This is a genomic window from Shewanella sp. 125m-1, from assembly GCF_052977065.1.
On record NZ_JBRILT010000014.1, the window covers coordinates 53,878 to 67,543 of the forward strand.

The 13,666-nt window shown below is 45.0% G+C and carries 13 protein-coding genes; 3 read left to right on the forward strand and 10 right to left on the reverse strand.

Going from position 1 to position 13,666, the window contains the following annotated elements:
• Positions 1-127: 127 nt before the first annotated feature.
• The 10 genes from ACVBIK_RS08635 to ACVBIK_RS08680 form a co-directional block, all read right to left on the reverse strand.
• Positions 128-973 (reverse strand): ABC transporter permease, encoded by an 846-nt coding sequence (locus ACVBIK_RS08635; protein ID WP_447169490.1) that lies wholly within the window; start codon positions 971-973, stop codon positions 128-130.
• Between the two features lies 1 nt (position 974).
• Positions 975-1,883, reverse strand: a complete 909-nt coding sequence (locus tag ACVBIK_RS08640; RefSeq protein ID WP_447160884.1) for an ABC transporter ATP-binding protein — start codon at positions 1,881-1,883, stop codon at positions 975-977.
• 59 nt (positions 1,884-1,942) lie between these two features.
• Positions 1,943-3,259 (reverse strand): nitrous oxide reductase family maturation protein NosD, encoded by a 1,317-nt coding sequence (nosD, locus tag ACVBIK_RS08645; protein WP_447169491.1) that lies wholly within the window; start codon positions 3,257-3,259, stop codon positions 1,943-1,945.
• A gap of 57 nt (positions 3,260-3,316) precedes the next feature.
• Positions 3,317-3,805, reverse strand: a complete 489-nt coding sequence (locus ACVBIK_RS08650) for a nitrous oxide reductase accessory protein NosL (RefSeq protein ID WP_447160850.1) — start codon at positions 3,803-3,805, stop codon at positions 3,317-3,319.
• 359 nt (positions 3,806-4,164) lie between these two features.
• Positions 4,165-5,112 carry an NrfD/PsrC family molybdoenzyme membrane anchor subunit gene (gene nrfD / locus ACVBIK_RS08655; protein WP_447160849.1) on the reverse strand — a complete coding sequence of 316 codons (948 nt, stop codon included), beginning with the start codon at positions 5,110-5,112 and terminating at the stop codon, positions 4,165-4,167.
• A gap of 2 nt (positions 5,113-5,114) precedes the next feature.
• Positions 5,115-5,822, reverse strand: coding sequence for a 4Fe-4S dicluster domain-containing protein (locus ACVBIK_RS08660; RefSeq protein ID WP_447169492.1), 708 nt, complete (start codon positions 5,820-5,822; stop codon positions 5,115-5,117).
• 87 nt (positions 5,823-5,909) lie between these two features.
• On the reverse strand, positions 5,910-6,635 hold the full coding sequence (locus ACVBIK_RS08665) for a tetratricopeptide repeat protein (protein ID WP_447169493.1): 726 nt from the start codon (positions 6,633-6,635) through the stop codon (positions 5,910-5,912).
• A 31-nt stretch (positions 6,636-6,666) separates the two neighbouring features.
• Entirely contained in the window at positions 6,667-7,470 is an 804-nt protein-coding gene (locus ACVBIK_RS08670; protein WP_447160846.1) for an FKBP-type peptidyl-prolyl cis-trans isomerase, read from the reverse strand.
• A gap of 38 nt (positions 7,471-7,508) precedes the next feature.
• Positions 7,509-7,937 carry a rhodanese-like domain-containing protein gene (locus ACVBIK_RS08675; protein WP_447160845.1) on the reverse strand — a complete coding sequence of 143 codons (429 nt, stop codon included), beginning with the start codon at positions 7,935-7,937 and terminating at the stop codon, positions 7,509-7,511.
• 66 nt (positions 7,938-8,003) lie between these two features.
• Positions 8,004-10,034: a multiheme c-type cytochrome gene (locus ACVBIK_RS08680; protein WP_447163878.1), complete on the reverse strand. Its 2,031-nt coding sequence runs from the start codon at positions 10,032-10,034 to the stop codon at positions 8,004-8,006.
• A 545-nt stretch (positions 10,035-10,579) separates the two neighbouring features.
• Here ACVBIK_RS08680 and ACVBIK_RS08685 point away from each other — a divergent pair.
• Genes ACVBIK_RS08685 through ACVBIK_RS08695 form a run of 3 tightly spaced genes read left to right on the forward strand, consistent with a single transcriptional unit; the run spans position 10,580 to position 13,603 of the window.
• Positions 10,580-12,571: a heme lyase CcmF/NrfE family subunit gene (locus ACVBIK_RS08685; RefSeq protein WP_447169494.1), complete on the forward strand. Its 1,992-nt coding sequence runs from the start codon at positions 10,580-10,582 to the stop codon at positions 12,569-12,571.
• Positions 12,568-13,026, forward strand: coding sequence for a cytochrome c-type biogenesis protein (locus ACVBIK_RS08690; protein WP_447160842.1), 459 nt, complete (start codon positions 12,568-12,570; stop codon positions 13,024-13,026). The genes ACVBIK_RS08685 and ACVBIK_RS08690 overlap by 4 nt, the downstream gene beginning before the upstream one ends.
• Positions 13,019-13,603: a TlpA family protein disulfide reductase gene (locus tag ACVBIK_RS08695; protein ID WP_447163876.1), complete on the forward strand. Its 585-nt coding sequence runs from the start codon at positions 13,019-13,021 to the stop codon at positions 13,601-13,603. Before ACVBIK_RS08690 ends, ACVBIK_RS08695 begins: the two co-directional genes overlap by 8 nt.
• The last annotated feature ends 63 nt before the right edge of the window (positions 13,604-13,666 follow it).

The following is a 13,666-nucleotide window of genomic DNA, read 5'->3' on the forward strand; positions in this document are numbered from 1 at the left end:
GCTTAGCTAACTTACCTCTTTAGATATATACCCAAGTAACTTCAAGATGCTCGATTCAGCAAGTCGAGAAGTGACAGAGTTCAAGGCATGAAATTGATGGGCTAGTTATTCAGAGGCTTTAATCCCATTAAAGCGGCTTACGCTTAAATATTTGATGCGAAATACCCGTCAACGATAAAATCCACAGCAGCATTAATCCATACATTCCCGGCAGGCCCCAATCTGTAGTCGCTATCATGGCTAAACTGCCGCTGGCACTGCTTCCATCAATCGCGACTAAGTTAATTGCGCGATAAAGGTCAGTGGGACTCATGGCGATCAAGGCGTTGATGACATACTGATTGGCGAAAGAGAAATCCGATACCAATATGGTTAATAGCAACAGGTCGTAGATAAGTACAAACAAAAACCAGATAAGCAGTAAACCGCCAATCGCCTTGGCTTTTTCGGTGCTTTTAAGGCTGACAATATAGCTGATTAAAATAAAGGTCAGTGCTAACAGGTTGCTACTTATTAAGAACTGCACAAAGGCGCTGATTAGCTCCCCCTTGTGGTAATGGTCGCCTAACAGCATTAATAGTACCGCCGTTAAACCAAAAGCAGCGCCAGTGGCAACAAACATCACCGTCACATGGCCGAGCAACTTACCAAATAGAATTTGCATCCGCGTGAGTGGGTAGGAAAGTAGCAACAATAAGGTACCGGACTCGTCCTCACCAACAAAGCTGTCATAGCTGAGCAATATCGCTGCCAATGGAATAATAAAGACCGAAATGGTCGATAAGCTGGTCATCAAACTATTGAGCTCTGGAAGATACAAACTTCCCGTCACCGCACTACCAGCAAAGCTGACACTTAAAGACAAGACTAAAAACATGCTGCCCATAAAAGCAAGCCAACGATTGCGCGAACTGTCGCAGATCTCTTTATAGGCGATAATGAGGATCGGCGAGGTAAGTTTATTGATATACATGTTATGACTGCTCTGCTGCGGAGCGTAAAGACTGCCCCATTAAATCGTGATAAATGTCTTCAAGCCGTGGCTCTTTAATTTCAAAATTAAATATTTGGCATTGCGAGACTAAGTGCTTAATGATGTCGGCTTTGTGCTCAGCGTTAAAACGCAGTAAACCGTCTTGATAATATTGCTGCAGATAAGCATTGCTCTTCACTCTGTCATTCAGCTCACTGAAGTTGATACTGCTTTTTAAGCCGCTATTCATACTCAGCTGGGCACATGTCCCTATCGCTTGACACTTGCCCTTGGCCATGATCAATGCGGTATCAAGATGAGATTCCACTAACGACAGTTCGTGGGTCGAAATCACCACCGCGCAACCCGTTTGCTTTAACTGATTTATTTTGCCGTATAGGAACTGCGACGCTTGCGGGTCTAACCCCACCGTTGGCTCATCAAGTAATAATATTTTAGGCTCTGATAAAATGGCCTGCGCCACACCTAGGCGCTGTTTCATACCTTTTGAGTAAGTTTTTAGCTGGCGGTGCTGGGCATATTCAAGGCCAAATTCTTCAATCAACGACTCGACGCGAGCCATGCCAATGCCCTTTAGTGCCGCAAAGTAACATAGGACTTCACGGCCGCTGAGTTTGTCATAGAAGCTAACATCCTCAGGCAGGTAACCTAAGTTAACGTTATGCTTTCGATGGTTTGACTGAGCTGCTTGGCCCATGATACTAACCGCGCCACTGGTAGGGGGAATCAAACCAAGAATGATTTTTATCAGACTCGATTTACCCGCACCGTTATGGCCTAACAGCGCCATAGTTTGCCCGGCCTTAACGTCAAAGCTGACATGACTTAATGCGGTGAACTCATGATATTTTAGGCTAACATCGGTTAGTTTTATCGAAGGGGGAAGCATTATGCTCTCTGTCTTATCTTGTTCAATTGGCAAATTAACTGCGCTGCAATGACCCATGATTATTGCTCCATGTGAGGCGTTAATAATGGAAAGCTGTCTACGATGCCTGTTGCTGGGCCAAACTCAAATTGACCTTGTACCCAGCGAAGCACTGCAACAACAGGGCTATTCATTAAGAATCGCGCTTCAGGATAGAGCCAAAACAGTTTGTCGAGATTGTCGTTAGGGCGGTACGGTTTATCGGCAATGCCATCATGGTTAGTATCCCAGCCCATATGGCCACTCCAATAGTTACCCTGCCCTTCATGGCTCCACTCTAACAGCGAGTCGCCGACATATTTAACTTGTATATTATTATTCACAAACTGGTTGCCATAGACTTTATTGCCTTCGCCGCCCATGGCCATATAGATGCCGATATCGTTGTTTGCAAACAGGTTATGGGTCACTTCGTTGTCGCGAGCACCGTAAATAAAGATCCCTTTACCTTCGTTACCTAGCTCAGGCGTTCCTTGTGGGTTGTGAGCTAACGACGCGCGGTTATTAGTCACAATGCAGTAATTGCTGATATTGAGCAGCACACCAAAATCAATCGCATTGGAGACCTGGTTTTGATGCAGATTAACAAACTTTGAACTCATGATGGCGTAACCACCGTCAACGTTATTAACCTCGTTGCCATAGGCCTCATCATGTTGGGTATACATGTAGTGAATACCGTATTGCTGCGAGTGAAAACGGTTATCGAACACTAGGCTATTGGTACTGGTTTCGAGGTAAACTCCGTCTCTCACATAGGAAATTTTGTTGTCATGTACCACTGGTGAGTCAACCCCTTTTAGGTAAACACCGTCACCTCGGTCGAGTTTGTACAACTCTGGGTTGCCTGAAATCATATTATTTGCCACCGTAATATGATTTGAGTTTTCTGAGTAAATGCCAAAGCCATCGCCATTGAGACGGCTTGATTCGATTCGTACATGATTAGCGTTATCTTGCACAAAAATACCAGAGTCACGTTCATACAGATCGGCGCCCCAATTTTGGATCTGCACATTAGAGATGTGTACATTTGAGCTAAAGATCCCCAGAGCCGTGCCACGGTGCTCTGCATCAATAATCGCGCCCAGCTCACCCGTAAGATGAATAGGCTGATGGATCTCAAACTGGCCTAGGTAAGTGCCCGCTTTAAGTAAAACGGTGTCACCCGCAGCCACGCTTTTTAGTCGCTGAGTTAGCATTTCAGCATTGGCGACCGAATACGTGGCAGCAACACTGGCAGGGCTAGCAAGTGCTGCAAACCATACGTTTATCAGGAGGCATTTAGCACAGCGATGTAATCGCTTTAACATTCGCTTTTGGGTGACTGCTTTCATAATTAACTTCAAAAAGTAAGTAAGCACTTACCTGTGACTTTAAGTAAAGCGGATGATTTACTCGCCCGCTAATAACTGGATATCAATCTTGTCGTAAGGCAATACAGCCCCACCAAACTCTTTGGCAAAGTTGACCGCATCTGCCTGGTGCTTAAAGCTGGCTACAGCTGGACCCATCACGGCTTTTTTTATCGTACCGTATACATACCAGGCCGTTTTCGCGTCGGTAAAGCTGCTATCTTGTGGTTTTTCCCAGTCGGTATTGCCAGCATCATGGACAAATAGCGCTTCAATTTGACGTTTATTTTCGCTCTGTAAGGCAAAGTTAAACATGTCGCGAGTCGAGCAGAACTTAGGCACGATTGTTTGGCCTTTAAGGTGGACTTGGCCTTTGGGTCCTGGGTATTTGGTGATCATCATGCCGCACAGGTGGCAGCGGTCATGTTCATGGATCGCCTCTGCAGTATATTGGGTTGCATCCGCGCTACTTTCGCTGCACGCACTGAGTAGAGGTAAAAGAAATAGTAAACAGATTAACTTTTTCATGAAATTTCCAAATCACTGTGCTTTCAGGCTACCCCTTCAATTGCCTTGCAGGGGCGACATCAAAGGGCTAGCTTACTCACAGCTAGTCTAATTTATGGCTGTAATAATGAAGCGAATAGATCACTAAGCACCCATAGGGAAAGCGCTCAAAGACTTGCGGCTTCTTTACCACAACCACTACGACTAACATTATTTGTATTGAGTTAGGGGTCACTCACTCCCGCGCTAAGCTAAGCACTAAAGGCTCAGCTCAAGCGCACTGAAGAGTCAGTGACCGCAAACTCGCTACTCACTTTCGTCTATAAAATCGAGACACAGGTTAAGTCGGGGAAACTTATACGGCTATCGAATTCATTCGACTAGATGGCATTTAGCTGACCTGCGTAAATAACAAACATACGCAGACACATCATGCCAACTACTGCACACATGCCTGACATGTAAAACGCTTTAGCTGAATGGCTAAAGGCCTTACCTGTGGCGAAGTTAAGCAATAGAGGACCCACAAAACCGATACCCACAACACCAATCCAGAACACGTTCGCCCAGATACCGGTATGGAAACCAGCAAATGCAGCTTGTGCACCTTCATTACCTGTAGCCAAAGACATGATAATCATGAATAGGAACAGAGCTTCGGCTGCCATAACTGGCCATTCAAAGCCATGTAATGTGTGCATGTCTTTGCTGTGTAAGTCTTCTTTGAATACTGATACTGCAATCATTTTGGCAGCAGCGGCACCCGCAGAAAGGCCTGACGCAACAAATAGCGCTGGCAATACTGAAGTATTGATTATTGGGAAACGGATTAGTGCAGAGATCAAGAAGCCGGTGTAAGCACACACTGACATAGCAAGTACCAGGACTAGCTTTTCAGATGGTGCGCGAATACCGCGTAACTTGTCGATGATTGGTAGTAAGAAGTTCAAAGGCTTGTAGGCTTTGATCTCTTCTTCCATCGCAAACAAGGTCACTAACGCGACTAGCGGAATATAGGCAGATAGTGCAATAACACCCACTGACATCACTGAGTTTAGGTTGTAGAACACCAAGATTCGCCAGAAGAACAGCGGATTGGTTAAGTCTAAAACCAAGCACAGCATACCTAGTGCAATCGTGACTAAAGAAACTAAAGATGCCGCCTTTAAGAAAGGCGTGTTTTCAGTTTGTTTTTTATAGAAACGAATGAACAGAGCAACCGATAGTGCGCCGCCAGAGATACCAGCAAAGAACAGGTAAACCGCAATTGGCCAAGGCCACGCGATGCCTTGTGACAGGCCCATGGTAAATTCAATATTACCGTCCATGACTATACTCCTAACTTCACAATAGGGATGTAGCGCAAGCTAGGTTCAGTACCGAAGCCCGGCTTAATGCGTACCGAGTCCTTCACTGCTAATAACTTACTCACATATGAAGTTGAGTCGTTTGCATCACCAAAAATCAACGCATCGTAACGGCACTGCTGCACACAAGCAGGTAGCTCGCCAATGGCAAGTTTGCTGTTTAGACAGAAGTCACAGTTATCGGCTACGTCAGTTTCTTTGTTGATAAAACGTGCGTCATACGGGCAAGCACCAATACAGTACTTACAGCCAGCACATTTAGACGCATCCATAGTCACAATGCCTGTCTTCTCGTCGCGGTGAGCCGCGCCAGTAGGACAAACAGTGACGCAAGGTGCGTTCTTACATTGCTGACATGAAACACGGACAAACTTACGCTGACAACCACAGTCATTTGTTTTGCCACAGTGTGGACAAGGCTGACCTTCAACGGCGCTCGATTGCTCTTCCATTAACAGGCGAGATTTACCTTCAGGTAAGTGGTTAGCTTTGTTACAAGCATCCTTACACTCACCGCAACCAACACATTTGTTTTGGTCGAAAACCATAACGTAGTGAGGCTTGTTGGTATCTTCCTTGTCTTTGACCGAGCTACACCCTAGCGGTGCCAATATCAAAGAGCTGGCTCCTAGACCTTTCAGGAACCTCCGTCTCTCTAGATTTTCACTCACAGCATCCTCCGATTATCGGTTTAACACCGACACGTAATTTTTATATTTAATATTTTTGCTAGTACGTTTATTTGGGGTTATTAACCACTAGGATTTAACTTGCGTTAATTTGCCCTTAGACTTGTCGATGGCGAATTGAATTGCACCACGATTAAACGCTTGCACTTTATTGGTTAAAACAATATTCCAGTTATCAATCGCCTTTTGATAATTACCGTTAAGGTAAGCATCATTAGCCATTAATAATCGGGTATGTAATTCTTCGTGATGTAGAGTTAGCGCCCTCGCGATCACTAAAGAAGTGTCCATGTTGATAACGCGGTCATCGCGGTAGTACATAGACGTTGCTTTAAGCCCTAACGCTTCAGTGTTTTCGGCGTCTATCGCCAATAGTTGGTCTAAGGTTCCTAGCGCGTCATTGTATAAGCCACCGTCAACATATGACTGGGCTAGCCCTAATAGCACTAGTGGATCACCGGGGTTTTCTATTGCGAGTTTCTGGCCTTTGTTAATATCTGCAACGAGCAAATAATCAATATTGTAATCAACCTTGGCTGAGTCCAAATTCTGATAACTGCCAACTGTTAAATAAAGTAAAGCTGAAACACTAATAAGAAAGAAACCAATGGTTCCAAAGTAATAATTATTGTTTTGATTAACCTCAACTGAGTCGAAGTTAATCGTAGAGCCAAAAAAGTGCCCAACATCTGATTCAAGTTCGCTGACTTTTTTGTCGTACCTTAAATGGTGACAAAAAAGGAACGCTGCCGAACAGAATAAAATAATGAGGATACTAATAAGTACAGTGTTCATTTTGGCTCTATATCAATAATTAATATCAAATTTATTTGTGTGGATTGGCGCCCATAGAGCCGCCCATCATGCCACCCATACCCATGCCACTCAGTCCCATGCCGTGAGCGCCTTCACCAGGTGCTTCAACTTTGACAAGTTCAACTTCAAATACCAAAGTCGAATGCGGCTGGATCATGCCAACAACACGGTCGCCGTAAGCAAGTGCAGGTGGAATCGTTAACTTAAATTTTGACCCTTGAGGCATCAAAGCAAGGGCTTCTTGCCAGCCTTCAATTACGGTAACTAAAGAGAAACGGTTAGGCTCGTCGCGATCATAAGTGCTGTCAAACTCAGTGCCATCAATCAAGGTGCCTTTGTAGTGCACAGTAACCACGTCATTGCCCGCTGGCATTGCGCCGTCACCCATGGTGATCACTTCATACTGCAACCCAGACTCAGTCTGTTTAACGTCGCTGTTTTTAGCGTTTTCAGCCATGAAAGCAACACCTGCTGCCAAGTTCTTAGCAGTCAGAGCATCTAACTTGACTTGCTTAGCCGCATTGAGCGTTTCAGCACGTTGGTTTAGGTAAGTCACAATTTCCTCTTTAGACATTTTTGTCTCATCTTTCAAAGCGTCGAGTAAACCGTTAACCACCTGAGCCATATCCACTTCAGCGCCTAACTGAGATTGGCCATATACCTGACTAGAGATATGGTGGCCAAATGATGCACCTATGCTGTACGATTCCTTTTCAACGTCAGTGGTCAAATCGCTATTAGCGAAACATGACACAGATACTGATAGGGTTAGACAAGACACAACGGCCAAGACACTTTTTTTAAGCTTTTTCATACAATCAATCTCACTAAAAAATAAATTTACATAATCCGTTATGGCTTTTCTGTTACTCGATTAGCTAAACGCCAGCCATATATTCCATCTGGCATCTGAAGCACCTGGGTGTAACCCAGTTTCATCACATGTCGAGCAGCAATTTCACTGGCATTACAAAGACGGTTTGCACAGTAGAAAACCATGAGTGCGTCTTTGTTTTTTGGCAGCAAGTCTTTCCAATTTTTTACGTTGAAATAAACAGCGCCTGGAATGAATCCTTCTGCCCATAATTCCAATGTGTTGACATCAAAGAAGTAAACTCCCTCTTTGCCCACTAAGGTTTGCGCTTCCATCATGGTGATCGTATTAAGCGGCTCATCATAATATGTAGCAGGGCCCATCTCTTGGCCACCACCGGCATAACTGCCCGCTGATAGCATTGATAACAAGACGGTGAAAACGACACTTCCCAGTACTCTATTCATATTTTCTCTCTTTGTTACCTCAACCTAAGCGTGCCTAGGTTGAGGTCGGTATAAACTCAATTACATTTATTTAGCGCTGTAACCAACACCGTCAAGAATGTTTTGAGCTTGGGTAACATAAGTTAGTGCTGCGTCTAGACGCTTCTGGCTGTAACGGAAGCCATGAACACCCCATGAGCCATCTTTCTTAATTAGCTCAATCGTTTCTTGTGCTTTCTCAGCTAGCATTAGGACTTCAGTCTTGTCTGCAGTAGACAACTTAGTCACTTCTAGTAGCATGTCGATACGCTCAAGAGCTTGTTCAACTTCGGCATAAACCGCTTTAACAGGCTTTTGCATCTTCATCACTTCGCCGTAGATTTCCATCTGGTCGTCGTAATGTAGGCCCGTTTCTAGCTCAGACTGGAATGGGCTGTGACAACCCTTGTTGTCCACTACGTCTTTGTCAGAAATCGCGGTACGAGCACAAGTCCACATTAAGTCTAAGTAGTTGTGACCGTCTTCGTTCTTAGCAACTGTCCAGCCTTTCACGCTTGAATCACGTGGTTGACCTTCAGGTGGGTTAAGTGTCTTACGCTCTGGGTCGATATCAATCTTCCACATGTGTGTACGACGAACCGCGTCAAAACCTGCGCTGTCTGGGAACTGAATCGCAGCGAAGTTTTCACAACTACCCATGTTTGGCATGTGACAGCTTTGACAAGTTTGGTTGCTGTGCGTGTCAGTGTTGTCAGCAATCGTTGCTTGCGCTTCGTGACAGTCAACACAGTCTTTCTTCAACTTTGGCGTAGAGAAACCAGATAGGAAATCGCCGTCAGTTACTTCATGTGGATCGTGACAAGTTGTACAACGCATGCCTTTCTCGTAGTGAGCAGAAGCAAACATTTGCGAGCCTTCAGTACCACAAGATGGACAAGCAGACTTCATGTATACGCCAAATGCGTATTCCATTTTCTCTTGTGCTTGCTCTGTATCAGCTAGTGCGTCAACAAAGAAGAAGCGCTGGTGACAACGTTCACAGTTAGACTGCATACCGCCAGTACCGCCATCTAAGTGACCGCCCGCGCCATGACACTCTTCACAAGCAATACCTTTAGAGATAGTGTGCTCTTGAAGCTTCTTAGCATCGCCAAGTGCATCAAAGAACTCTTGCTGGTTTTGGAAGTCAAACTTGTACGTGTGGCACATTTCACAGTAAGAGCTACCTGGCTGGAATAGCATCTCTTTTTCGTACTTAGCACCGTATGAAGTCATACCCCATTTGTGCGAACCTGTATCACCAAATTCTTCAAGTGTTACTGGGAACTCTGGAATGGCTTTATTAATTTTCTTAGCCATTTCTGGCGTTAACCACTCAGCCCAACCACGTGAGAACTGGTTACCACCAGCAACCATTTTACCGGTGCCTTCAGATAACAAACCGTCACGAACGTGGTAAGTACCGCGTACTAACCATGAATCTAGGAAACCGTACTTAGTACGTGGTGTACCGATAATCGCGTAAACGTCGTTTGCACGAACACCGTCTGGTAGCATTGATGCTTCGCTGCCGTACAGTGGCGCGTTTAAGTCGCCGTTTGGTACTTCTTTATCGGTAATTTCACTTGGGAAACGTACTACGTTAGCGTGACGCGAACGTTGCCATTTCTCATATTGAGTCGCGTGACATTCTGCACACTTCTCTGGACCTACGAAGTTGTTTGGGAAATCCAAAGTAGACTTAGCACCAAGGCGGTACTGAACTGCACTTGGACGACCTACACGCTTGCTGTATGCCTGGCTTCCGCCAGTATCTAAATACTCTTCACCACGGTCACTAATATGGTAATCACCAATTAAGTTACCTTCTTCTTGATATTTGAACATTGGATGGTTTTGAAATAAGAAATCAAATAACTCATCTTCTTGAACAATATAATCGTGCAGTGATTTAACACCTGTTCTTTCTTCTGTACCAGCATAGTTTGCGATTGCATTCTTAGCCGATGCACCCATTTCTGGGATGCTATTGTATTTATCACCAGCAGCACTAGCGTTACCTATTGCGCCGAAACAAAACAGCACACTTGCGGCTGCTTTAAGTTTCCAACTTTTCATCATCACTCCTAGATATATCTAGTTATAGTATTTTCATCATCATTCAACTAAGTCACTCTCTTGTTAACTGAACAACTGAACAATTGAGTTGACGCTATTTTCCACATCTTTTTTGCGAAAAATATGCGTCACTGCAAGAAATGAGATCTAGAAAAGTGCAGATAGTAAAAAACCAGTGAAAACACATTACATACAACAACTTAAACAAAACTACCGAGTGTGTTTTTCATTTGTAATAGCATTTTTTGATATCTAAAAGAACCTAAAAAAAGCGCCTTTAGACGTGAAAAAATATCACTGCGTAGCTGGAGTGCAATAAAGGTTAGAGAGGTCACAAAACACTTCACTAATATACCCTACCCTTAGCCTTAACGGCCTGTTTAAGGCTTTGCTTGAATAGTTGCACATAAAGTAGTGAATTAATGAAAAGTAAGAATAGCTATATAACAACGGCTAGAAACTAATATTAAACCACACAGAAAAAACATTAATAAAAGAATATAACCAACCCAATAATTTATTAGAACATAGAGAATATAATTAAGATGATCCCAGAACTCGGACTTATTTTTCTAATAATTAGCACTGTGTCGGCCTTGTTGCTTTCATTTATCCCTCTTTATGCTTCTTATACAAAAAATAGCTACCTGTTTAGCTATGTAAAGTCATTAACAGCATTAATGACCGTTACCATTAGCGCCTCTATTTTGTGTTTATTGATCTCTTTCCTGCTTGATGACTTTTCAGTGGCCTATGTTGCCAATCATTCCAATACTCAATTAGCGACCTTATATAAAGTGGCCGCGGTGTGGGGCAGCCATGAGGGTTCCATGTTGTTTTGGGTGGTATCCATCGCGATTTGGGGTTGTTTAATCGTGTTTTCATCGCGCTATCAAGACCCACTGTTTATTGGCCGCATGATTGCTATATTGGCGTTTGTGATTGCAGGCTTTAACTTGTTTATGCTGTTTACCTCTAATCCTTTTGCCCGCTTGCTACCTAACTTTCCAATTGAGGGTCGCGACCTTAACCCCATTTTGCAAGACATAGGGCTTATCTTCCATCCACCTATGCTGTTTTTAGGCTACGTGGGGTTAACTGTTACTTTTGCTGCGGCGATTGCGGCTTTGCTTGGCGGCCAATTTACTCAACAGCACGCCAGTTATCTGCGCCCTTGGGCGCTCATGGCATGGGTATTCTTAACGGGCGGTAATGCCTTTGGTTCATGGTGGGCTTATAACGAGCTTGGCTGGGGCGGATGGTGGTTCTGGGATCCGGTAGAAAATGCCTCGTTTATTCCTTGGCTGGTAGCCACCGCCCTGCTGCACAGTGTCGTACTGAGCCAGCAACGTAGCAGCTTTAAAATAGCCACCTTATTACTGTGTTTATTGGCGTTCTCTTTGAGTTTACTCGGCACCTTCTTGGTGCGCTCTGGCATTGTGCAGTCGGTGCATGCTTTTGCCTCAGATCCCACTCGCGGCATGTCGATTCTATTCCTGCTTGGGGTATTCGTGTGTGGCGCGCTTACCCTGTTTGCCCTAAAAGCCAACCTGATAAAATCCAAGTCGGAATTTGCGCTACTATCGCGCGACACCATAATGCTGCTGGGTAATATCGTATTAGTGGTGGCGGCTATCTCTGTATTACTCGGAACCTTCTACCCGCTGCTATTTGAACTGCTTAATTTAGGTACGCTGTCGGTGGGTGCACCTTATTTCAATAGCATCTTTGTGCCGCTCACCTTCGTGGCGGTATTGCTCATGGGCGCGGCGCCATTGCTCAAGTGGCAACAGCAGTCGTTAAATCGCTTATACCCACTTGCAGGACTTTTCGCGCTAGCTGCCACCATAGGTGTATTAGTGGCCATGCAAACTCGCGACGGCTTTACCCCTTGGGTATGGCTTGGCGCAACGGCGGCAAGCTGGGTGGTGCTGACATTAAGTTATTTAGTATTTAGCCTTCGCCAGCAAGGCTTAGCGGTTATCGCTACCAAGTCGGCGATGATGATTGCTCACTTTGGCGTGGCAATCACCATTATCGGCGCCACGGCGGTATCTAACTTTGAAACCCAAGAGCTATTAAGAATGGGTCCAGGCCAAGGTAAAGTCGTGGCAGGCTACACCTTTGTATATGAAGATACGGTTGATGTGGACGCTAAGAGCTACACCGCGATTCAGGCCAATATTCGTGTAACCGATAGCGATGATAACTTTGTTGGTTACATTACCCCTCAGCGTCAAACCTTTAAAACCAACGCCATGGAGACGACTCAAGCAGGCATTATGCGCAATCTAGTGCGCGACCTGTATGTATCTAGCGGTCAGCAGCTTAGCGAGACTGAATACTTAGTGCGTATTAGCCATAAACCGCTAGCTTGCTGGATCTGGATTGGCGGCTTGATGATGATGCTTGGCGGCGTTATTGCTGCGCTGTCTGGTCTTTATCAGCTACGCCTGCGTAGCTGCCAAACAGCTAACACACCGTATCAAGCTGCTGCCTGTAAAACTGCAGCCTGTAAAGCAGGAGAACTCGCATGAGTAAAGCTTACACCTCATCGTTAATCCGCTTGTTAGCAGGCTTGGCTATTTTGCTGTGCATCAGTCTTTCGGTGCAAGCGTCAGCCCAAGCGGCTAGCGACAAAATCCACTACACCCAAGATCAAATTCGTGATTTGGGCTTTGAAATCGCCCACGAGCTTCGCTGCCCGATGTCGGTCAACCAAAACCTATTTGATTCGGGGGCACCGATTGCGAGCGAGCTTAAAGGTCAGATTTTTTTAATGCTAGAACAAGGTGAGTCCAAAGCTGAGATCATCGACTTTTTAGTACAACGCTATGGCGAAAAAATCAGATACCAACCTAGCTTTTCAGCCGCAACGGCGGTGCTGTGGTTTGGGCCGATATTGCTACTATTTGGCATTATTGCGTTTGCAGTAATGTGGATCCGTGAACAACGTAAACATCAAGACATGAAGGCTAACACCTATGAATAAAACACACCTGCTGAGCGGCTTACTGGTGCTCTCATCTTTGCTTATGCCAGCTCAGGCGCAAGTTGCTTCAACCAAGGTTTATAACACTGGTGACGCCATTGAAAAGCCGCTAATTATGTCACGCTTTATCGAAATGCAATCGGCGCGATCAGTACCTGAAGTAAAGTTTACCGACACCAAGGGCGATGAGATCAGCCTAAAACAGTTTAAGGGCAAGCTGGTGCTAGTGAATCTGTGGGCCACATGGTGTGCACCGTGCATTAAAGAGATCCCGCAGATGGAAAACATCCGCCAAGTGAATAAGAATAACGACTTGGTGGTGGTACCTATCTCTATCGATGAAGAGAGTGACAAGGTGCAAGCTTTCTTAGAGCGCCATAAACTTGGCCATTATCAGACCTGGTTAGACCCAAAGAAAAGCATCGATCAGGTGATGCCTGCTGACGTTGTCCCTGCAACTTATGTATTTGACGGCTCGGGTAACCTTGTGGGTTTCTTGCGTGGCTACCTCGATTGGGGCGACAAAGAGGTGCAACCTTACCTTGAAAAGCTGACGGCGAAGTACGCGAAGCGTTAGTTCTAGGATCAAGGCTCAAGATCCTAGGTCCTAGGTCCTAGGTCCTAAAGTGATTTTCACCCT